Source organism: Terrimonas ginsenosidimutans, assembly GCF_022012415.1.
GTDB classification, from domain to species: Bacteria; Bacteroidota; Bacteroidia; order Chitinophagales; family Chitinophagaceae; genus Terrimonas_A; species Terrimonas_A ginsenosidimutans.
Genome location: NZ_JAKLTR010000014.1, coordinates 1 through 22,726, shown reverse-complemented (window position 1 = coordinate 22,726; position 22,726 = coordinate 1). Strand labels below are relative to the sequence as shown.

The window sequence follows — 22,726 nt, the reverse complement described above, 5'->3', positions numbered from 1 at the left end:
CGATACTCTTACGCAGGCAGGAAAATAGTCCTACTTCTTAGCTTTTTCCGGAACAAGGATCGGACTTCCCTTAGCCCCCACGAAGAAAACCACCAATGTCGCTTCTTTGGTCTTGCTGATATTTCTTGTCTGATCATGAAGTCCCGCTGGCTCTTCCCAGAAAACGTCTCCCTTCTTATAGATCGTCTTTACCCCTTCAAAGGTATGTTCGATCTCACCGTCCAGTACGTATCCAACAGTGGCCATCGGATGCCTGTGCGGTTTGGATATTTCTCCCGGAGCATATCGGATAAATATCACTTCAACCTGATCTTTCTGAAGACTGGCGGGTAGTTGTTTGTTGAAAAGGATTTTCGGCGGATAAGTGGTTACGTTCTCATCGGCATGCGTTTGATGTTGAGCTTTTGAATTGAATGTAAAAATGGCAAGTAGAGTGATGCTGAGAATAAATCTTTTCATAATTGTGAGTTTTTAAATGATCGCCTTTGACGGCATGACATGTACACGTGAAACGATCTAGCTGTAGATCAAATGGCATACCGTCCAAAGAAAGGAGCGAAGTGGAAGCATATATTCTGATTGATCAATTCTGTTGAAAATCACTACAGTAAAGTATTTGAGGAGAATGAGACGAAGGTTCTTTTCTTTTGTTTGAGGTCATTGCGAGGTCGCGTTCATAGATTTTTTTTCACTGTATTCGGTGAATTCACGACGGTTTACACTTCTATTCGTGAGAAGGGTGGTTGAGTTGAAAGAGGCAGCCGGTTGAAAAAACATCAAATTCCGTGAAAAAAAACCTGGGTATATTTAGTCAAAAAGATAGCTTTTCGACTTGTAATTGTGGGAGATGATGAATTTACTTAACAATAAAAGCGAAGAGTATATGAATAAACAGGATAAATGGCCTGCTCAACTGGTTCGTTTTATATTTACTTTTCGATATCTGCTTTGTATTCTTTTCGTGACCGCTATTTTATTTTTTGGCGTTTTTCTATGCTTTTATAAACAGTGGCGTTTTAAGGATGCTGCCCAGGTATGCACCGGTTTTTCATTGTTAATGACGTTGTTTTTTGCAATGCTAAATTATGAGTTCGCTACATCTAAATCAAAACAGGATCATCAGTCCATCCGTGAATTAACGACTTTCAATACGGCTAATGAGTGGCATAAAAGCCCATTGAATGATTATCAAAAAGAAAGTATACGTTTTGAAAAAAGATTTATTGAGTCTAAAGAAATAAGAACTGCAACAGATTTCGAAGAATTTATTAATGATCCGGATAACCTTTTGTTCAAAGAGTCCTTAAAAGGGATTCTAAATCATTTCGAGTGTGTTGCTATCGGGACATATAACGGGCAAATAGACATAGACTTTATTCGAAAGTTTTATAAGAGTATTTTCAAAGTTTATTACACCGATTATTTATTCTACATAAATAGTCTCAGGATTGCTAAGAATAATGAAGATATATGGATCAATTTTACTAATTTGGCTGAAGCATGGCATGAGGGTGTTAAGCAGAATGTAGCAAATCATATCATTAAATCAACAATAATCCCGTGAATTATGAAATGCCGATTTTATTGTGATGGTGATACCATCAAGTAATTGTTTCTATCGAAGGCCTGTATAGGCCTTTTGTTATTTAGTAACAGTTCGATAAGAGTATAAGCAGGCAGGAGCCTCTGTTTGTAATTCCCCTGTGCAAAGCCGTAATTTAGAACGAACCCGCTTGTTATGGGTAGACGCCGGCTACGCGTGGGCTACGCCCGGCATTCAGCTATATTTCTCTTTAATGAAAAAGCTATTTCCATATCACCTGGCCACTGCCGCTGACAATCTTGTCTTTCCCATCCAGTACAACCGAAATAACACCCGATGAATTCTCCGCGAATGGGTCCACATTATATTGCTTGCCATCGTTAGGGATGATCTTCATATCCCAGGAATGTCCCATGATCGAGCTCTGGCGATAGTTGCTGCCGATCATCAGGTGTTTTCCGTCCGGGGAAAATACAGGTCGTGCTTCTTTATGTTCGCTGATCGTTACCTGTTTCAGATTATTTCCATCGATATCCATGGTATAGATATGATTGGCAATATGCATGGCCAGTTGAGAGCCTTGCTGATTTACTACCAAATGTCCCCAATCAGCATAATCCATTTGCTTTACCAATGAAGCGGAATTATAGGGAGGTACTAACCGGATGATCTTTTTAGCATGAGTAAGCAATATCTCATTGTTTGGCAGCCACATTTTCATATCGTGAATATCGAAGGGAACGTCACTCAGCCCATCAATGGTCAGCAATTCTTCGCCCGTAACTTTTAGAATCACGATGCCGTCATCTCTGTCATTCGACTCTACCATGATCAATTTATTATCAGGCGATAAATATCCCTTACAATAGCGGTTTCCCGCCCGGCTTTGATAAACAAACTCGTTAATGATCGCTCCACTGGAATTGTTGCTCAGCGTAAACTTGACATTGTCATTCCCGAGTGTAGCGGCATTAACTGCAGTCAGCCGGTATTGCCCATCCCTGGAAATATCGAAACTGTTGAGTTTGGTGTCATCCTGTATGAATGTTCCTCCGGTCGCTGAAGGGAAAGAGACTTTGATGATTCCTTCGGTCGCCCATTTGTAATAGATCGTTCCCGATAGATCGGAAGGGAAGCTATCTGTGCTGCCTTTTGATTTGCTTTTATCGCAAGCGGAACACAGGGTGAGGGAGATGAGGATTACTGATAAAACAAGTTTCATATGTCGGGACGGGTTTTAAGGTCTATAATTAATAGGATGAGATGAAGTGTTACAATTGGTGTGCCATTAGTAGTTGCCCACGTTAGAAAGGTGTGCGAATGTTAAGAGGGAGATTAAAATGCAACAGAATATCTTTTTTGATCAAGCCGGAGGGATGTGTGAATCGATGTTTCCTCCTGTCTATCGTTGTCAGAATGGCGCGGGAGTATCGCAAAGCGCGCAAAGTAACCGCAAAGCGCGCAAAGTAAATCTTAGCGATCTTGGCGATTACTTTGCGTGCTCTGCGATACCCGTTTGTTCGTAGTCTTCGATACCTGTAATGAACTCAACAATTATCAAGCGTTATGCGTAGTCGGAGACATCCGCACAACCCTCTAACGATTCGCAACTTCATTCTGATTGTAGCTCGGTATAATTGGTCTGTGGCTTAGCATTTTCTTTTCATACGGTGAAGTCAATGTCCAGGAAACCGCATTTCTTTCCCGAACGATAATCTGTGAGCTGCCAATCGAATGAATCAGGTCTCCCGGTTTTGCGCTTAATCGGAAAGTAGATTTTGACTTCGCCATCAACGATGAATTTTGTAAATTTGAATAAGTTTTTATTCAATTTGCAAAAATCATATCCGGAATCGGACACACAGTAATGTTATCAAAACCAGGTCATATTTTGACAAAATGCTTTCATGATCTGTCCCTGATGTCTCCCTGATGTTTCGCTGATATTTTCCTGAAGTTCCCCTGAAGTTAACCTGATGTTATCCTGACCTTAACGAGATGTATATTCACTGTTTATGTAAGATTTCTCCACGCTCAATGTACTTGCAAGCTATATTCCATCCGCTTTATTGTTGGAGTAGGGGTCCCCTCTAAATCTCCCCTGAAGGATTGCCGTGTACCCACATTTTTCCTTTTATATGACCGAATAATTTCTTGATAGCTTGATGGCGTAAAGGAACGCGGCGGACGCCGCGTTCCTTTACGCCATTCAAATACTTATGGGTACACGCTAGCCTGAAGGGGGAGATTTGGAGGGGGCTTACCTCAATGAACAGCAACGCCCCCCGAAACACGTCCTCTATTCCAACACCCACCTCGCCACATCATACAGTATGTACTTATCCGGATCATTATTAAAAATTGTTACATTCGCCACACCGCCTGCTTCAAACTCAAACACTCCCAAAGGTATCAATCCAAACAAAGGCCCCGCTTTCCGCTGATCAATATAGATCTTCTCTGTTCCCTTTGCATGCTTCACTTCCACCAGCGTATTCGCGCTTCTTCCATTACCAGGAATCGACGAAACATACACCGCATACTTCCCGCTCTTTTTGATTGGCGCATCATAAGACGCATACGATGATCCCTTCATCAGATTCCCATCTGTATGAAAATAGGTTCCCCAGAACGGCGTCTGCGCAATCGACTTCTTCACCAGCTTCACCGTTACGTGTTTATCATCTTCAGAATCGATCTGGATATCACCTGCCAAAGCCGTTCCCACGGGTATCGTCTTCGCGATAGGCTGTGATTTCTTTCCTGCTGAATCTTCCACCACTAGGCTCACGAGATGCGCCTTCTCCATCTTCATCACTCTCTTCTCTATTGCATTGCCTGCATCCACCACACCATCACCATCGAAATCCCAGTAATACTTCACCGCTTTCTGATTACCCGGCGTTTGTTTGAAGGTGAACGTTACTGTTTCTCCCACGCGTGGCTGTTTGGGCGACCAGTCGAAATCCGCCACCGTTTCCGGCAGGAGATTGATGATCGCACCTGCCTTTTGCAATTTCTCGCGCAGGGTAGAAGCCTGTACATTTTGCGCCGCAATTTTATTGGAAGAAGCCATTGCCGCAGCAATCCCCGCCGCTTCACCCGTCATCATGAACACCGGCTCCATCCGCAGCGACGTCCATGCCAGGTGACTGGCCGATAAACAAACCGGTACCAATAGGTTTACGCTTTGCGATGCCTTTGGCACCAGCGCACGATACGGGATCTCATACGCTTTCACCGGCTCCCACAATCCACCGCCGGTATACGCCATTGTGCCATCTGATTTTTTCGTCACCATTGTGGCATGGCTGTCCATCGAATAACTGCCCAATGCAATCGCATCATCCTTTTTTCTATCCACCTGCAGATCCTGCTGACGCATCACATAAGCACCATTCAATCTTCTGCCTTCACGTATGTAGATATGACGCGGGAAGTTTCCATTATCAGTAAACTCATCTTTCGCCAAGCCCCATTCATTTGCTTCCGTCCGGATACGAAGCGGCACCTGCGGATCATTCTGCAGGAAATAAATATATCCTAATGAATTTTTCCGGTGCATTTGTTCCGTTTTCTTCCGGTCGCTATAATCCGCCGAAGGATAACTCCAGTTAACACCCGGCATGTCCGCAATATTTGCATCGATCTTTTTATTCGGCACCTTCCAGTATGATTTGAAAACTCTTGATGTACTGTCTTTCAGCAATCCCGCCAAACGAATCGAATAATCCGCCGGATCATATCCTACGGGCTTTTCCACCATCACCCGGTTAGCGGGATCATTCGTCATCGTAACACGATAGTTGAACGCTTGTATCGCCGCTGATGATCTCTGTGGCACAGATGGTTCATTGAATACATTCTTTCCATCCGTTCCCAATAGGAAATCAACACCTGCCTTTGCAACAAGATCTCCTGTATAGCTTGCATCAATAAACACTTTTCCTTCAAGCGAAACCCTGCTATTACCCGATATATCACGGCACACAATGCTTTTGATCTCCTTTCCATTTTTATTTACATTCACCAACTCCGTATTGCGCACAATTTTGATAGAAGGATATTCCGCGATCATCTTTTCAAAGATCTCTTCCGCCACTTTCGGCTCAAATGAAGCGCCGGGCAATCCATCAATAATACTCGCTTTAAACTGCGCTGAATTCTCTCCATACTTCTCCCTGTAATAATCAGCAGCCCGCTTCATAAATTCCTTGCTAAGCCCACCTATCGTCGTATGGTTCCCAATATCCGTCACGACCAGGCCTCCCTGCGCAACAATCCCACCAACATGTGCCGTCGGCTCAATCAGCAACACCGAAGCACCCTCTCTTGCAGCCCCAATCGCCGCCATGATCCCACCCGGATTAGCCGTGTATACAATCACATCCGCCTCTCTTCCCTCAACCTTATTCATCTTCCCATCCTTTATAGCTGTATTCGCGTTCATTCGCGGCAATTCGCGCTCATTAGCGTTTGCATTCTTGTATCGTAAAAGTGCTTCCACAAAATAATAATCCGCATAATTGATCGGCACATCTATCTCCGACTTATGCGGCAAGTGCCCCGTAGAATGTTTCAGTATAAAATGCTGATTGGTTCCCAGCTCAGCGAGATAAGCAGGGGAGGACAAACTCTTCAACATCATTCCAGCCGCTTCCTGGTATCGCTTTTTATTGGCTGCAGAATAATCAGCCAGCTCCAGCAATGCAGCAGATACGATCGCCGCCGCAGAAGCATCGCGAGGTGTATTACTTGTAACGGGTGCATTGAAATCCCAGTAAGGAACTTTGTCCTTTGGTAACTTCGGATGATTCAGATAGAACGATGCGATCTTCTCTGCCATATGCAGGTATCGTTTTGCATGCGTAAAGCGATACGCGACGGTATAACCGTACAATCCCCAGGCCTGACCTCTTGCCCAGGCAGATTCATCGCTATAACCCTGGTGGGTGATCTTCCTGACCGGCTGCCCGGTGATCGTGTCATAGTCCACCACGTGATAACTGCTGTTATCCTTGCGGAAATGATTCTTCATCGTCTGATCAGCATGCGCCACAGCAATTTTATAATAAGAAGAATCGCCCGACACCTGCGTAGCCCAGAACAGCAATTCCAGGTTCATCATATTATCGATGATCACCGGGAACTGGTAGCCGGGTTTGTCCCATGAACGGATCGTTTTTGTTTTCGCATGATAACGACTGCTCAATGATGCCGCACCCTGTAACAGGGTCTCTTTGTAAGCAGGATCATTCGTCAGCCGGTATCCATTCCCAAACGGACAATACAACATAAAACCAAGATCATGCGTAGTCTTATTCAGCTTTTCCTTTTCCAGCGTCTTTGACCACTCTGCGGCCAGCTCTTTCCATTTATTATCCTTTGTTAACTCATACGTATACCAAAGTGTGCCAGGAAAGAATCCACTCGTCCAGTCAGATGACTTCACTGTATGCAATGAACCATCTTCCTTTATCGAACGTGGAAAGCGAGATACATCTTTATGACTAGCGACCATTGAAGCCAGATGCGATTCCACCTTACTCGTTACCGCCGTTATCTCTACCGCCTGATCCTGTGCACTCACCCCGGTCATCAACATCGAAGCCATTGCCGGCATAAAACTCATCCGTAGGCGCTTCTTCAAATTCTTTTTCATAGTTTCTTATTTATAATATTTCTGCGTATATACTTTTCCATCGGTTGTCAATACAGCCAGGTAGATCCCTTTTGCATGATGTGCAACCGGTAATATTTTTTTATTGATGCCTGCATGATAAGACACCTCGTATTTTCCAGCGAGACTGCCATTCATCGTATAGATGGCCAGTTGTCCCTTACCCATTTTGTCGGAACGGATCGTGTATTCCAGCGATAAAGGATCGGATGAAGAATTGACGATAAATGAAAATTCTTCCGCAGGAGTTTCTATTTCGTGTATTAGAGCAGGAAGGCTGGTTGACGCTCCTCGTTGCGCTGGTGCCGCACTCAGTATAAGCTGGCTTGTTCCACCGTTCAAACCGGAAGCATTCACTGTAAACTCAATATCAGGTGTCAGCCGATTGACCGTAACGGCCGGGTCGATATATAAAATATCCGATGCGCTCTTCTTCAGTCGTATGGTGATGTTTCCTGTATTCAGCATTGTCGGATCAGACACGCCAAAAGCAATGGTGTCTGCGTTCACCATCAGCATCACCGATGATTTCTTATCGCTGTACAAATAATTCGTCTCGCCATTGAATGGAACATAGTGAGTCCCGCTATTCCAGAAATTGGCACCCAGCAGACCGTTTAAAGTGTCATGCACTGCCTGCACGTTCTGATCATTTCTCAGGATGTTGATTCCGGGATTTGTGGCATAAGCCTGTGTTTGCGTAGCCGTGAACCCCGGCAGCAACACATAAGCATAAGTATTGTAGTTGCTGTCGTTATCTGCCGTATGATTGCCATGTTCTTTCCAAAGTGTGATATATTGTTGCGTACGCAGCACGGTGCTTTCGCCTGTTGTAACATCGCTCCAGCGGCCGGATTGCGCTTTGCGCAAGCCACGTAGGGTAGGAGAGCCCGGGAAATAATAGCCGATATCAGCACCGGTTACATTGCCTGACAAATGCGCCCAATTGACATTCGTAAACGTAGCTGGGGCGCTTTCGGTGCCAAAGCCAGACGCCTGTGCTACTCCATTTATCTGGAATGTATTTGAATTATTACTGCTGATCTTCCGTTGGTCGATATAGGTAGAAACTGTTTTATTATCATTGTTATAGATTGATGAGCCCAGTGCGACGATCTTTCCGTCAAACAGGAACCATGATTTCTTTGCATTCAGTGTTGTTCCATAAGGAGTGAGGAACATTCCTGTTGTTCCATATTTTCCCAGCAATGAACTGCCGCCCACCCATGCATTATTGCTGTTGCGGTTTTGCGTAGCCGTTACGCTGTCCTCAACAGTGGTGCCGGGCAATCTGTATGCATTCACGGTTGGCCAGAAGAAATTATCGTATTGCAGCAGGTCGTTGTTGTTGAGATAGGTCATGCCATCAGAAGTATGCCAGCCTTTGAGATTCTCGCCATTGATCAGTTCGTAGTTGTAGATCCTGGAAGAATGCATGCTGATGCCGAATGCATAACCCGGTGTTTGATGAACGGCCCTGTCCATTCCGGAAAACTGGCGATAGGTATGATAAGAAGATCTTGCAGGAATGGCATTATCTGCCAGCAGGTCTTTTGCAAGTGTAACGGAGAGTAACGAGTTGAGACCTGTATAAGGTGTGGCGAAGGTACTGTCACTGATCAGCCAGTGCTTTACCATGGAACTGATCCTGGCAGCGTCTGCCGGACCGGCCATTTCCTTTATCAGTAGCAATGCTTCTACCAGTGATCTGCCCTGGCCATGTTCAGAAGAAGTTCTGCGCGCGATCTCCCTTCCTCTTACCATACTCATCATTCCTCCTTTGAACATAAGCGGCTCGAAGGCGTCGTACACCCATTTCACCACATTGGCTTTTGCAGGATCGGTAATGTCGCAAGAGGTATCTGAAAATAAATAAAGAATGTCTGTCAGGGTCGTGAACAGCGCAAGACCATAAGCACCATTGTAAGCATGTTTTGTATGCTGAATGAATGATCCGTCTTCATAAAATCCGTCGCCTGTATTTACATATTGGAAGACCGGACTCAACTGGTCTCTTGCGTAGAAAAGGGACACTGAATCATCTGCCACAAGACTGCGGATAGCCATGACCGTACTTGCCCAAACAAGGTTGGCTCCGGTGTACTCTCCCGTATTGGGCATGCAATGCCTAACCGAATTGGTGTAGTTCTGGCGTTGGGTACTGCTAAGGTCATCATACATCAATACCGCAATGTCATTGAGACGAAGTGGCGAACCGATACGGTAATCCCACCAGTTGCCTGTGCTGCCGGAACCTGATACCGGCACCGTTACGGTTTCGTTATATTGATTCCGATACAGCCAGTCAAGTGCGTTGATAATATCATTGCGCAAAGTATCATTACCAAACAGTGCAGCTCCCTGTGTGCGATACGCAAGCGCCATTGTTTTCAGCCGGGAATAGCTGGTTGTGATTTGATCAGAGGTAGAATAATTAAGATCTGTCCAAAGCTGTGTTCTTGAAGTGGTGTCCTGTATAAAATTTGTCCGCCAGGTAGAATTGCCGCTGTTATTGATCGCCTGAACACGTGAACTGACTTCCGGATCAGCCAGTGAATAGTTGCCACCTGTCAGGAAGCTGGCCCATTTATGCCGGAGCGAATCGAAGTTGCCCGCGGAGGGTGTAACAGGCAATGCCAGTGCATAGCTTTGCAGGCTCGTATAAGTACCTGTGTTAAGGCTGATACTCGTGAGCGTGCGCACACTTGTTCCAATATTTGTATATACGCCATTCCAGGTAGAAGAAGACGCTATTGTTCCGATCGCATACTTTTCTTCATCTCGTCCAAGCATAAAGCTGAGCCCTGTGAAGCTGTGTAAGGTTCCACTAACCACGCTTGCCCTTCTTTTTATCGAAGGCTCGATGGTAATGCCTGCGCCAGCAGTTCCTCCGGTAGTATCCGTTATCTCGAAGCGAATCATCGCAGTGCCTGTGGCGGCTTTAACACCACTGAGAACGATATACTTTCTGATGCCGGCAAATCCTACAGGGAAAGTCCGTGATGCAGCCGTCGTCCCGACTGCCAGCGCCAATCCACCCTGTACAAAGCTATTGGTCAAACCACCTGAACCACCAAAGGAAGCGCTATTACAGATCAGGGTTTTTCCTTTATTCACATGAACAATGCCATTGTTAAGCACCAGTGGTACAGAACCGGACCGCAAGGTCAGATCATTTTTTATAATGATGCCACCTGCGTGATCAACTGTTAATCCATGTATCGATCTTCCAGATGGAACTTCATATCCCTCGGTGATCGTTGTTGAAGGGTTGGCAGCTGCTGTATTGGTAAAATAGGTAAGGAATAAGGAAGCACTGCCGCCGAATGTAAACGGATCTTCGAGCACGCCTGCCTGAGAACGTTCTGTACGCAAATTGCCGGAGCTGGTTGCATTGCCGTTAGGGCCGGTACCAACAACCGTATTATCCATCGTGAGATTAGTCCGGTTATTAAAGATGCCGTTCAACAGGATCAGTTTAGACGACACACTGAGAACCACGTTAAGATTTACTCCATAAGAGTTATCAATGGTAAGCTGGCGGAAAACACTGAATGTTCCGGTGCCGCTGATGCCGGTGACAGCACCAGCCTGCGCCATCGTAATGCCGCCGGTGGTGGAAGGCGTGGTGCCTTCGATCGCATAAGGGGCATAGAGGATGCCGTTATTGGTAATGCTTCCATGTATGATCACTGCTTTGCTGAAAGTTGTATTCGCTTTCACCGCTTTCAGGATACCGGAACTATTGATCACCAGATGACCATTTATCTCCAATGGATATGCTGAAGCAGAGAACTCTATCGTGCCGGATAATTCAATTCTCCCTGCTGAAGTATTGCCCGTTGTTTTATTCACTGTTACAACGGCGCCGCTTACCACTTCAACCGTATCGTTTGATGCAGGTATCACACCGCCAACCCAGGTGGTGACATCCTGCCAGTTTCCACCAGTAGCCGTAGATGTTTTTTTTGATTGTGCGGAGGCTTGCACCGCAACAAAAAGCAGCAGTCCCAGGCAAAGTTTCATTGTATAGAAGTTTAGAGGTTTATGCTTAAACTGGAGCCGTCTTTTTTCAGATCTGCACTTAGTTGCCTTGCTCCGATACTCAGCTTAAGTGTTCCGCCAAGTTGTAAGGGATCGCTCAGGGTTAATTTGTTTGAATGATACTGCAGCAGACAGGGACGGTCAACCTGTATGGTCGTTTCTTCTGTGACCTTCAAACTGCCTGCTTTATGAAAAACAGCCATCACCATTCCATCGTCGAAAAGAATAGCCTGACAAGCTGTATCATTACGGATGATATTCCATTGTTGAGAACCTGCGGCCTTGATTTCCCCGGGAGAGGAGTAAAAGCTTACCAGGTATGCGGCCGCATCATCGTTCTTGTGTTCAATCATGGGCTGAAAGATTTTTCCTTTTACTTCGGTGGGTTGCTCTCCTTCGTTGATGGATCTCCAGCTGCCGGTTGTGTCTCTTAAGATTAGTTTGCCGTCACCAGTTGTTAAAAGAGAGAACGAGAATCCGTTATGATATAGATGCTCTTTTGCTGAAAATGGATGAACGCCCGGTTTACTGATCTTTCTGTTTCCAGCCAGCACCGGTTCGCGCCAGCGTGATTGATCTAGTACTGTATACACAGGGGTGCTGATGTTTCTGCGTGTAAGACCTGCGATCAGTGCGATCATTTGATCACCCCGCATGATCCATGCTTTACGCGCCGTCAGCAAACTGCTGTCTTTACGTAACGCGTAATGCATCGCGGTAAGCCCGCTTTCTCCATCGGTAACGGTCCCCGCAAAATCCATTCTTTCGATCTTTGCCTGGGGATCAAAACTCGTGATGCCCGGAAGGTATTGCCAATCCCACAACGGCATCACATCAAAATATTCTTTCCCGTCTTTAACGAGGTAAACATTACCGGCATGCAGCAACTGGCCTTTTTTGTTTTCTGAATTGATAGATTCTGTTGGAAGGGTACGGGTTGAAATAGTTTTGATGAATACGCTAAACCCTGGCTGATGGTAGGTTGCAAAGTCGCTGTACGGGAAATCATGAAAAGCAGGTTTGCGTGTGTTCAGCCTGTATTCTTGCTCCATGCGATCGATCGATGCTGCACGGGAAGGATCCAGACCTGACAGAAAACCTGCTACGTACTGCATCGATATTCCTTTCAACTGCCCTTTTCGACTCACTGCACGATCAACAGTTGCCGGCGTGGTGTAGTTATTCCTGCTCATCCATTGCCAGCCATGCATCACATAGTTCGTCAGCAGCGCGGCTTTGTCAGCAGGATAGGCCCAAACCGTCCCCTGCAATTGCCAGCCGATGCGCAAGAGATCATTCAGGTAATCTATTCCGTAATGAAAAGATTGGAGTCTTGCCCCATGCTGGTAAAAACTGTAATCAGGTTGTATTCCTTCGGCTGTATCATTTCTTATCTCCGCTACGATCAACCGGCGACTGTTTTTAATGATCGAATCATTCTTTATAAAAGCCCCGTAATGCATTGCGAGATCAGCGCTCCAGATCAGGTTTGCTCCTGTTCCCCTGACCCGATATTGTGCCAGCACCTGAAGCCCACCCTGCCGCTGTGTTCCGGTCAGTTGGTTGCCGGCAACTGCAAGAATGCTTCGCATGATCTGCGGGATCCCGATCTCATTGTGCCACCAGTTTGGATTCTGGAATTTCTTTCCTAACCATACATCCAGCGCTTTGGATAATGTATTCCAAACGCGTGCGTCTTTATAATATTTTGAAGATGGCGTAGCCCAGGCTATCGCCAGCTCTTTTACGCGGTCAAGATGAATGGCCGTTTTCCATTTGGATTTGGCCAGATCACTGTAGTCAATATCTTCCCACTGATTCGCACTGTTCAGGTTGAAGGCGAATTTTTCGATTCCAGGCAATGAACTGCGCTGGATAAGATGCCGGGCCAGCCGATTGATGATCGTATCTGCGTCCGGTTGCTGTGCCTGCCCCGCAATTGCCACAAAGAGCAGGCAGGCCATGAGAAACGCTTTCAGGCCATTGCCTGCGGGACTGTATATGCTATTTGTTTTACCAGTCATCGGTACGGAAAGAGGACATCGGAATGCCTTCGTTATTATAAATTTCACCTTTCACCCAATTCCTGAAAGCATAGCGGATCGCTACCGGTACTTTCACTTTATCGCTCCATACAGTGATACCTTTTTCTTTTGTGATCAGGGCTTCCGCCGGATAAAACACTTTATCACTGCCGGCGATTTCAAACAACGTTACCGGCTTATAATACGCAGTGATACCATTCTCCGCATTCCTGAACTGAATGTTTACTTTGCCATCCGTAACAGTGTGAGATTGATACACCGGGCCATTGTAAGCGATGCCTTTAAAGTTGTACGTTTTGTTCAGTGCGATATAGGCAAGACGCCGTGCAACAATGGCTTTATCTGCCGGATGAATACATGTCTTCTCACCCGCATCCAACGCAATGGCCATACCGCTGTTGGAAATTGAGTCCAGCGCTTTCAACTGCGCTTCGCGAAGAAATGCAGAACGAAGAGAATCAGCGCCATTGTATTCGTACGGAGCGATCTGCACATAATAGAACGGCAATTCAGGGTTGTTCCATTTGGACCTCCATGATTTCACCAAAGCGGGGAGGAGACGTTTGTATAATGCCGGTTCTTCCACATTTGATTCGCCCTGGTACCACAAAAAGCCACGAATGCCATATCCTTCCAGTGGCGCGATCATCCCATGGTAAAGCGAAGCAGCAGCCCTTCTCGGCACAGTCATCTTACTGAGGTCAGCAGGAACTTTAATACCGAAATCTGCAAGGCTCTCCGGCGTCATCCATGGCTGTATGGCGGAACCGCCCCAGTAAGAACCTATTATACCAACCGGTACGTTCAGCTTTTTCTGTAGCAGTTGTGCATAGAGATAACCAATCGTACTGAAATATTTCACCACTTCAGCGGAACTTTCACGCCACACGCCTGTGCAACTATCCTGCGGTGTACCCGCAGCAATGCGCTCCATTTTATAGATCCTGATCAGCGGGTTGTCAGCTTCCAGATAGATCTCATTTGCATTCAGCACAGGCTGATTCATTGCGCCTCTTACCGGCATTTCCATATTGGATTGCCCGGAACAAAGCCAGACTTCTCCCAGTAGAACATTCGAGAGCGTTCGTGTTTCAGATCCGCTTTTGATAGTGATCGTATACGGCCCACCGGCTTCAGCTGTTTCGACATTTACTTTCCAGGTACCTTTGTCGGAAGCAGTCGCCGTATATGTTTTATTATTCCAGGATGTCTTTATACTGATCTTCGCGTTCCTGACACTCTTGCCCCAGATCGGCGGTGTCGACTTTCGCTGCAGGATCATATTGTCTGCGAAAAGCGAAGGCAACTGAACCTGCGCGATCAGTATGCAGGGACTGATCATTAATGCGATCATCAGCACCTTCTTACAAAATCCGTGAGATATCTTTTTATATAAGCTCATGAATGATTATGGTTGTATGATTACATCTACACTCTGGATCGTTTCTTTCTTTGCATCAATATTGGCGTTAGCCGAAATGAAATAAGCCTTATACGTTCCCGGCTTTTCATAAACATGCGCATAGCCGGTAAGTTTCGCATCCGCAATACCTTTGATCGCCACAGGTCTGTCAGGGCCAAGATCAACCTTGCCGGTGCTGAATCCTTTTGTGATCACCCAGGTTTCGCTGGTCAGGGTTGACGGTGTAACCGCTGTTCCGACAAGTGAAATGGTCGTTGCAGAGATCGTAGTAGCTGTTGGTTCTGTTTGCGGATTCTGATCAACGGTGGTGAATCCTGAAGTCGTCATATTCCCGATCACCTGTGTGCCGAGTGATGCGGTGGTAGAGCTGAGATTGAAGTTCTGCACTCTCCATGTACGGCGTAATCCGTTTTGTGCTGAAGGCCGGTAAATGTATTTGAAGGCGAGGTAGAGTGGTTTTCCTTCCTGGATGAGGTCGGTGATATCTTTTGCGCCCGAAGGAACATAGGTTGTTGCGGTTGCGATCGTAAACCGGTTAGTGATATCCGTCCAGGTTGCCTGGCGTACGTTGTCAAACGAAGTGTAGTTGCCATTGAAGTCTGAAGAAGCCTGCACGGAGAATTGATTGGCCTGCGTTCCATACTGCACATTCGTGTTGAACGACATGTTCAATGTACCTTGTTCCAGCGTTCGCCCGGATCTGTATTCATAGTCATGAAACACTTCACCGGAAAAGAAACTGATCAATCCTGCATCGCCTTCAAATTGAAACAAGACAGGTTCACCAACTTTGAATGTTGCAGCCGGTAAACTTACTTTCAGATCAGGCACACCGCCATTCACCTCGAGGTCTTTCGTGCAGGAAGTTTGGATGAATATCAGCATCATCAGGCTGATACCGGTCAATATATTTGTGGTAGTATTTTTTTGCATCGCCATCGTTTTACCATTTATCATTTTGCTGCAGATTTTTGTTTAGTGCCAGTTCCCTTGCTGGAATCGGGAAGATCACGTGTTTGTCTGAAACGTTTCTGAACGTAAGCGCGTAATACTGACCGGAGGCTTCAAGCCCGATCAGGTTCTCAACCGCTTTCATGGTTGGAACAAATATTCCCCAACGGATCAGGTCATGTTTGCGGTGTAATTCAAAACACAGTTCTCTTGAACGTTCCTTAATGATCTCCTGGAAAAATGATTCATGATCCATTCCGGAGAGATTGTACTCATCAGGGTTTACAGCATTCGGTAATAATTTCCCAAAGGCGCGTTTCCTGACAAGATTGATGGCATTGTATGCGTCCTGTGTTGGCCCCTGGTTCACTTCATTGTCTGCTTCAGCAAACATGAGCAACACATCCGAATAGCGCAGCAATGGCATGTTTTGGGGAGTTGCGTTATTTGATTTAGGTGTAAGCAACTCGTACTCTCTTCTGAACTTGCCGATATTGCGTGTCCATAAAGCACTGGCGGGTGTACTTGCCTTCATCACTTTCGTTGTACCGGAATAGGAGAAGGGGGCAATGGCCCAGTCGCGACGAAGATCTCCAGGTGCATAAGAGTTGTATAATTTGGATGTTGCATTGATAAATCCATATGCCACGCCAATTGTCTGATCAGTCGATTGAATACCATTCCAGGCGCCAACACACCCGGTTTCATTATAGGCATTGGTATTGTTTCCCCAGAATTCCACTTCCCAGATGCTTTCTTTGATATCATATTTATCCTGGGCGTAGTTGATAAAGACCTGCGAATAGTCAGGGTTCAGTGCATGAGCCGAGCCTGCATCATCAATGATCTTTTTTGCCCAGTCTCTTGCTGCCTGGTATTTGCTCACATCACCGAGTGGTTTGCCTGCCATTGTCAGGCAGACTCTTGCCAGCAATCCTCTCACCGCTGATCGATTGATCCGGCCACCGTGGCCGGCCGTGCTTGCCGGCAATACCAGCGTCTCTGATTCTTCCATATCAAGCAGAATCTGCGCATACACCTGTGCAATGGTCGCGCGTGACACAGCTGTTTCATTGGCGGAAGCAGTAGGTTGAGTGATCAATGGAACTCCACCCCAATGCTGCACCAGTAAGAAGTAATAATAGCCACGCAGGAACAGTGCTTCGCCTTTAATGATGTTTTTGACATCGTCCGCTACTTCTGTGGCCAGTGGGATATTCGCTAATAGTACATTCGCGCGGTTGATACCATCGTATAACGACTTCCAGAGGTTCTGCACATCGGTATCGGTCGGAGAGAAGTTATATACCTGCACGCCGGCGATCACCGTATTGCGGGCATAGAAGCCCTCATCAGCTTCGTTGCCCAGCCGCGCGGTATAGATCTGTTTGTAAAAACCAGCGTCGCCCATTACATCATACACCGCGGCGAGTGCAAAATTCAATTGCTTTTCTGTTTTGTAATAGGTGACAGGGGAGAGGAAGTCTGTTGGCTTCGTGTCTAGAACTTTATTGCATGCTGTCAGCAATGTTCCGGTTGTTAACAGCATTATGCAGGCAAGGCGTTTCATCGTGTATTTGTTTATAGTGGTCTGATGAACTTGTGTTGTGAAGTCAGTCGTTAATTAAAAACCGGCGCGTACACCGAATACGATCGTGCGAGCGTGCGGGTAAGCAGAATAGTCAAATCCCGGCGTGAGCACACTATTCCGGACAGATACTTCGGGATCCATACCGGAGTAGTTCGTCCAGGTCAGCAGGTTTTGTGCAGACAGGTTTATGTTCAGTGATTTCATGAATACGCGCCGCAGGTATTTCGCCGGAACATCATAACCAAATGAAAATGTTTTTAACCGCAGGTATGATCCATCTTCCAGGACACGGGAAGAATGACGTCCCGCAGGACCCTGACCACCGGCTCTGAAATTTGCATTGGTCTGGTTCTCCGGCGACCAGCGATCAACATAGGATTTGTATTGATTCAGGTCGGTAATGAGCAAGGTATTTCCTTCGAAGAACAGCCGGTTGGCATTATAGATATTATTTCCATAAGACCATTGAAAGAAAATATTCAGCTGGAAATTCTTGTAGCGGAAATTATTGGTGAAACCGCCGATATGCTTCGGCATGCCATTTCCAATGATCGCCTGGTCATAGGCATCCACCACGCCATCGCCGTTCAGATCCCTGTATTTGATATCACCGGGCTGGATCGTGCTGCGCTCGTTTCCGTTCGTGGGCACATCCTGCCTGAGTGTGTACGTGTTATTATTGTTGTTGAAATCTTCATACTGATACACACCGTCGAAAATGTAACCATAGAACATTCCTGCCGGCTGGCCAACCTGAGATAGATAAAGAGGGGAGTTATTGTATTGCGTGAATACACTCACGAAATTGAAAAGGTTCTGCTGGTCGCCGGAGAGCGCCAGGATCTTATTCCGGTTAAAACTGATATTGAAGTTAGATTCCCAGCGAAAATTCTTTTTATCGATGTTGACCGTGTTCAGGCTGAACTCGATCCCTTCATTCCGGATCTTACCGATATTCCGGTAAGCTTTTTCATAACCGGATGTAAAAGGTACATCTGCGAAGAAGAGCAGATCGCTTGTGTTCTTGCGGTATACATCAACCGTAAGATTGATCTTGTCATCCAAAAAACCAAGATCAAACCCTGCGTCTATTTGTGCGGTGCTTTCCCATTTTAATTCAGCATTGCCAAGGTCGTTTGGGATCACCCCATTGGTCGGCGTACCATTATTGAAAGAATAAGAATACCGGATCGGCATCATCAGGCTTGGCAGGTAAGCAAAATCGGCAACACGGTTATTTCCCGTTACACCATAGCTTGTACGGATTTTTGCTGCTGATATGATACGATTGTTCTTCAGAAATTTTTCTTCGGCGAGATTCCAGGCAAAGGCGCCTGAAGGAAAGTATCCCCAGCGGTAGCCGGGCGCAAACTTGGAAGAGCCATCACCACGGAGCGTTGCGGTAAAGAGAAAACGTGAGTCGATACTGTAATTTGCTCTGCCGAAAACGGAGACCAGTGTTGAGCGGCTGGAGGAAGACCTGATGCTGTAAGGAGTTCCTTCATCCAGACCATCGATGCCGAGTTCTTCATTGGGCACCAGCGTCGCGGCGTATCCGTTTGTGCTGACAGAAGTATTCTGCATGGAAAAACCTGCCAGCAGGTTCAGCTTATGATTGTTTGGAAGGCTCTTATTGTAGTTCAGCGTGTTCTCATTGATCCAGATATTGCGTTCAGCATAAGTCACGGAACCCCATTGTCCTCTTGTATTCAGCGGATTTAACGGAGAACCCTGTGTTGTTTTTGAATTATAGAACGCGTCATTCCGTTGCGTGCGGTTATTCAGCGCACCGGTTGCACGGAAGGTCAGATCCCGCGCTATCTTATATTCGAGGTAAGCATTGGCGATGATATCCGTGATCTTACCCCGCCGGAACTCGTTATCGTTTGTAATGACAGGATTCAGCCTGATCTCATTATTGGTCAGGTTCTCCGGGTCTGATTCTTCTTCCAGCAGGTTGATGGCGGAAGCAGCAACAGGGCGATAACCCCATACCCGGTATAACAATGCGGTGGATTGATTGGTTTCTGATTCCGGACTTGATACAGGCTGTCCATTGGTAGCAGTTCTGCTATAATTGATACTGACGCCAGCTTTTAATTTGGTGCTGACTGTTTGATCGATACCAATTCTTCCCTGGTAACGTTTGAATCCTGAATTTCGCAGGATCCCATCCTGGTCGAATACAGAGCCGGAGATATTATATTTTGTCTGCGCATTGCCACCGCGGAGACTCAGATTATACATGCTGGTAATAGGTGTGTTCGACAGTATGGCATCCTGCCAGTCAACACCCGCCTGCCCTCTATAATCATCAAGTGTTTTGCCATAGGCCTGCAGATAACGATCCTGCGTGACCTGCGGTTTCAGCTCAAGATTATACTGAACGAAGTCATATGGCGTCATCATATCCATCTTTTTCCGGATAGACTGAAAACCCTGAGAGGTGCTGAAGTTGATCGTCATCTTCCCGGCTTTTCCTTTTTTGGTGGTGATCACCACAACGCCATTTGCCGCGCGGGCTCCATAGATCGCCGTTGCGGAAGCATCTTTCAGGATGTTGATCGATTCGATGTCTTCATTATTTACCGCGGCAGCCTGCAGATCTTCTACAGGAAAACCATCGATCACATACAGGGGAGCGTTTGATTGTGTCAGCGAATTCGCGCCACGAATAACGATCTCCTGCGTTACACCGGGCTGTCCATCATTCGAGCTCACCTGCACACCGGCAATGCGACCTGCCAGCGCTTCGGTAAAAGATGCAACCGGCGCCTTGCTCACATCTTCCATATTTACCTGGGCAACTGAACCGGTCAGGTCTTTGCGATTCACCGAACCATAGCCGATCACCACCACATCACCCATGCTTGTTTCTCCATTCTTCAGGGTGATCTTCAGCGGCATTTTCTGTGGTAATTGCAGTTCCGTTTTCTGATATCCAACATAGCTTATCTCCAGGATGGCTTTTCCTCCTGTGGCATCCATGATCTGGAAATTTCCTTTATCATCGGAGATAGTTCCTGTTGAAGAAGTGCCTTTAATGTTGATCGAAGCACCGGCAAGCGGTGCCGCATCTTCACCAATGATCTGCCCATGGATCAACACGCCATTTGCTGGCGCGGGCAATGTGTCTTTAGCAGATGCAGATGAAAGCCCTGACTGATTTTTCGTGATCGTAATCGTCTTATCCTTTCCTGTCCAGCTATACTGATCACCCAACACCACTTTTAATACCTGGTCGGTGGTGGCGCTGCTGAACTGAAGCGTGACTTTCTGCTGATCGTTCAACTGCTGGTTACTGTAAAAAAAGGAGAACCCTGTTTTGGAGCGGATATACCTGAACACTTCCGATAGCGGGGCCTGCTTAAATTGTGCGGGATACTTGTCGGTAGGCATCTGTGCTGTCGCCGAATGGACGACGGCGCAAGCAAAAACCAACAGGAAAGACCGAAGGAAATTCTGTAATGAAATAGACATAAGCAATCGTTTGGTCGATTCGTTTTGTCTTTAGACAAGGCAGATGCAAGAACGGGTGACATTTTTGGGTTACTTTTTAAATAAAATTGTAGGTTTGGGATCTAACGATCGCTGTTCTTACTATGCCAACCGACGACCAAACGCTTCTACACCGGATGCAGCAAGGAGATGAATCTGCATTTGGCGAGATCTTCTCCCACTACCACCAACGCTTACTGATGGAGGCATTTTTCATTTTACAGGATGAGCAGCAGGCAAAAGATATCGTCCAGGAGATCTTCATTGAATTCTGGAAAAAACAGCATTGGAAAAATATTCACTCGCTGAGCGCTTATCTTGGTACAGCTGTCCGGAACCGGTGTCTTAATCATCTGCAGTCCGCCAAAACCGCTGAAAAGCGGCAGGAAGCTTACAAATATCTTGCAAGCGTGCGGGAGACCGCTGATGAATCATCCTATAATAATATAGAGGTTCACCAGGATGACAAGATCGATCAGATCCATATAGCTATTGATAATCTCCCGCAGAAAACCGCAGAGATCTTCCGGCTTTATTATCTCGAAAAAAAGAAGCGAAGTGTGATCGCCGGTGAATTGGGGATCAGTGTAAACACGGTAAAGACCGTATTGCTAAGGGGATTAAAAGTTTTACGGTCAAAATTGAAATAGCTGTCACCCGTTTCGCCGAATCACTGTCTAAATACAACCATGGACCATAGCCAGGAATATATAAAGAACCTCATCTTTGAAAAATTAAGCAGCACTATTCATCCGGATGATGATCAGGTGCTGCAATCGCTGATCAGCAAACCCGGACCCGCACAGGAGCTGTGGAATGAAGTGAACTCGTTCTATAAGAAAGAGGAGGCGAAAAAGTTTTTATCATCCGTCGATACCAAAGCGGAATGGAAACTTGTTGAAGAAAGGATCGGCAAGCCTGCAAAAAAGGCAAAAGTCTTGCGATTGCTTCTTCCCGCCGCCATTGCCGCGTCGGTCATAGCGGGCGTGTTGCTGCTTCGCCCCATGTCATCACCAACCGGACAGGGACAACATCTTGCCGGTAAATCAGGCAAAGAAGAATCCAGGATAATTTTCCAGGTAGAAGGCGGTGAGCCTATTGGCCTGAGCGATTCAGTGCAACAGACGATTGCCGCTGAGGGAGGAACCACGCTCACCACCGATGGCAAATCGCTTAGGTATGATGCAGGCAGCAATAAATGGGCACGGATCGCTGTACCTGCTGGCAAAGACTATAAAATACAATTATCTGATAAGTCAGAGCTTTGGATCAATTCAGCCACGACAGTGCGGTTTCCCATGAATTTTTCAGGAGATACAAGAGAAATAGAATTGAATGGTGAAGCTTACCTGAAGGTTTCTGCCGATGCAGCCCATCCTTTCATCGTTCGCATGCCGGGTGCAGACATAGAGGTGTTGGGAACACAATTCAATCTGAACAGCTATGATAGCGGACAGGTGAAAGTGGCATTGGTGGAGGGAAAAGTAAATCTTAGTTCTGTTGCGGGAAAAGTAGATCTTAAACCTGGTCAGCAGGGGATGGTGACGAATGGAAGCTCACCTGCAGTAAGTATTTTTGATAAGGCCGAAGTGCTTTCCTGGATGGATGGGCAGTATAATTTTTATAATGCTCAGGTATCGGAAATAGGCAGGATCCTGGAAAGATGTTATGGCTATACGGTTGTGATAAAGGATAAAGGAGTGAGGCAAAAACGTTTTACGGGAATGATCGATAAGAACAAGTCTGTTACTGATTTTCTTAACAGACTGTCGAGTGGGATGGAGGTGAGCTATACGTTTAAGGATGGAGTTGTTGAGATAAATTGAGCGTGGAGCCCCCTCAAATCTCCCCTTCAGGGGAGACTTGGCACTCCGCCACCGAATAATTTCTTGATAGCTTGATGGCGTAGGGGAACGCGGCGGACGCGGCGATACGCGACGTGCGCGGCGAA

General features: G+C 46.3%; 12 protein-coding genes. 3 read left to right on the top strand and 9 right to left on the bottom strand.

Going from position 1 to position 22,726, the window contains the following annotated elements; translation table 11 throughout:
• Positions 1 to 30: 30 nt before the first annotated feature.
• Positions 31 to 459 (bottom strand): cupin domain-containing protein, encoded by a 429-nt coding sequence (locus tag LZZ85_RS19730; protein WP_237875079.1) that lies wholly within the window; start codon positions 457 to 459, stop codon positions 31 to 33.
• Positions 460 to 883: 424 nt separating this feature from the next.
• Between LZZ85_RS19730 and LZZ85_RS19725 the strand changes: the two genes are divergently transcribed.
• Positions 884 to 1,564, top strand: a complete 681-nt coding sequence (locus LZZ85_RS19725) for a DUF4760 domain-containing protein (protein ID WP_237875078.1) — start codon at positions 884 to 886, stop codon at positions 1,562 to 1,564.
• A gap of 241 nt (positions 1,565 to 1,805) precedes the next feature.
• Here the strand turns inward: LZZ85_RS19725 and LZZ85_RS19720 are convergent, their stop codons facing one another.
• From LZZ85_RS19720 to LZZ85_RS19685, 8 genes are all read right to left on the bottom strand, one after another.
• Positions 1,806 to 2,765, bottom strand: a complete 960-nt coding sequence (locus LZZ85_RS19720; protein WP_237875077.1) for a TolB family protein — start codon at positions 2,763 to 2,765, stop codon at positions 1,806 to 1,808.
• Positions 2,766 to 3,842: 1,077 nt separating this feature from the next.
• Entirely contained in the window at positions 3,843 to 7,205 is a 3,363-nt protein-coding gene (locus LZZ85_RS19715; protein WP_237875076.1) for an FAD-dependent oxidoreductase, read from the bottom strand.
• Positions 7,206 to 7,211: 6 nt separating this feature from the next.
• Positions 7,212 to 11,249 (bottom strand): polysaccharide lyase family 8 super-sandwich domain-containing protein, encoded by a 4,038-nt coding sequence (locus tag LZZ85_RS19710; protein ID WP_237875075.1) that lies wholly within the window; start codon positions 11,247 to 11,249, stop codon positions 7,212 to 7,214.
• Positions 11,250 to 11,260: 11 nt separating this feature from the next.
• Entirely contained in the window at positions 11,261 to 13,291 is a 2,031-nt protein-coding gene (locus LZZ85_RS19705) for a polysaccharide lyase family 8 super-sandwich domain-containing protein (protein ID WP_237875074.1), read from the bottom strand.
• Positions 13,281 to 14,714, bottom strand: a complete 1,434-nt coding sequence (locus tag LZZ85_RS19700) for a sialate O-acetylesterase (protein WP_237875073.1) — start codon at positions 14,712 to 14,714, stop codon at positions 13,281 to 13,283. The genes LZZ85_RS19705 and LZZ85_RS19700 overlap by 11 nt, the downstream gene beginning before the upstream one ends.
• A gap of 6 nt (positions 14,715 to 14,720) precedes the next feature.
• The gene (locus tag LZZ85_RS19695) at positions 14,721 to 15,668 is read right to left on the bottom strand and encodes a DUF5017 domain-containing protein (RefSeq protein WP_237875072.1); all 948 of its coding nucleotides are present in this window, start codon (positions 15,666 to 15,668) and stop codon (positions 14,721 to 14,723) included.
• A gap of 10 nt (positions 15,669 to 15,678) precedes the next feature.
• Positions 15,679 to 17,256: a RagB/SusD family nutrient uptake outer membrane protein gene (locus LZZ85_RS19690; protein ID WP_237875071.1), complete on the bottom strand. Its 1,578-nt coding sequence runs from the start codon at positions 17,254 to 17,256 to the stop codon at positions 15,679 to 15,681.
• A 54-nt stretch (positions 17,257 to 17,310) separates the two neighbouring features.
• Positions 17,311 to 20,757, bottom strand: coding sequence for a TonB-dependent receptor (locus LZZ85_RS19685; protein WP_237875070.1), 3,447 nt, complete (start codon positions 20,755 to 20,757; stop codon positions 17,311 to 17,313).
• A 122-nt stretch (positions 20,758 to 20,879) separates the two neighbouring features.
• On the opposite strand from LZZ85_RS19685, the gene LZZ85_RS19680 reads away from it, so the two are divergent.
• On the top strand, positions 20,880 to 21,425 hold the full coding sequence (locus LZZ85_RS19680; protein ID WP_255724182.1) for an RNA polymerase sigma factor: 546 nt from the start codon (positions 20,880 to 20,882) through the stop codon (positions 21,423 to 21,425).
• Between the two features lie 39 nt (positions 21,426 to 21,464).
• On the top strand, positions 21,465 to 22,601 hold the full coding sequence (locus LZZ85_RS19675) for a FecR family protein (protein WP_237875068.1): 1,137 nt from the start codon (positions 21,465 to 21,467) through the stop codon (positions 22,599 to 22,601).
• The last annotated feature ends 125 nt before the right edge of the window (positions 22,602 to 22,726 follow it).

Excerpts from the sequence above, each read along its gene's own strand:
- LZZ85_RS19715 (WP_237875076.1), bottom strand. The coding sequence starts at position 7,205 with ATGAAAAAGAATTTGAAGAAGCGCCTACGGATGAGTTTTATGCCGGCA.
- LZZ85_RS19725 (WP_237875078.1), top strand. The coding sequence starts at position 884 with ATGAATAAACAGGATAAATGGCCTGCTCAACTGGTTCGTTTTATATTT.
- LZZ85_RS19685 (WP_237875070.1), bottom strand. The coding sequence starts at position 20,757 with ATGTCTATTTCATTACAGAATTTCCTTCGGTCTTTCCTGTTGGTTTTT.
- LZZ85_RS19705 (WP_237875074.1), bottom strand. The coding sequence starts at position 13,291 with ATGACTGGTAAAACAAATAGCATATACAGTCCCGCAGGCAATGGCCTG.
- LZZ85_RS19710 (WP_237875075.1), bottom strand. The coding sequence starts at position 11,249 with ATGAAACTTTGCCTGGGACTGCTGCTTTTTGTTGCGGTGCAAGCCTCC.
- LZZ85_RS19695 (WP_237875072.1), bottom strand. The coding sequence starts at position 15,668 with ATGCAAAAAAATACTACCACAAATATATTGACCGGTATCAGCCTGATG.
- LZZ85_RS19720 (WP_237875077.1), bottom strand. The coding sequence starts at position 2,765 with ATGAAACTTGTTTTATCAGTAATCCTCATCTCCCTCACCCTGTGTTCC.
- LZZ85_RS19680 (WP_255724182.1), top strand. The coding sequence starts at position 20,880 with ATGCCAACCGACGACCAAACGCTTCTACACCGGATGCAGCAAGGAGAT.
- LZZ85_RS19675 (WP_237875068.1), top strand. The coding sequence starts at position 21,465 with ATGGACCATAGCCAGGAATATATAAAGAACCTCATCTTTGAAAAATTA.
- LZZ85_RS19730 (WP_237875079.1), bottom strand. The coding sequence starts at position 459 with ATGAAAAGATTTATTCTCAGCATCACTCTACTTGCCATTTTTACATTC.
- LZZ85_RS19690 (WP_237875071.1), bottom strand. The coding sequence starts at position 17,256 with ATGAAACGCCTTGCCTGCATAATGCTGTTAACAACCGGAACATTGCTG.
- LZZ85_RS19700 (WP_237875073.1), bottom strand. The coding sequence starts at position 14,714 with ATGAGCTTATATAAAAAGATATCTCACGGATTTTGTAAGAAGGTGCTG.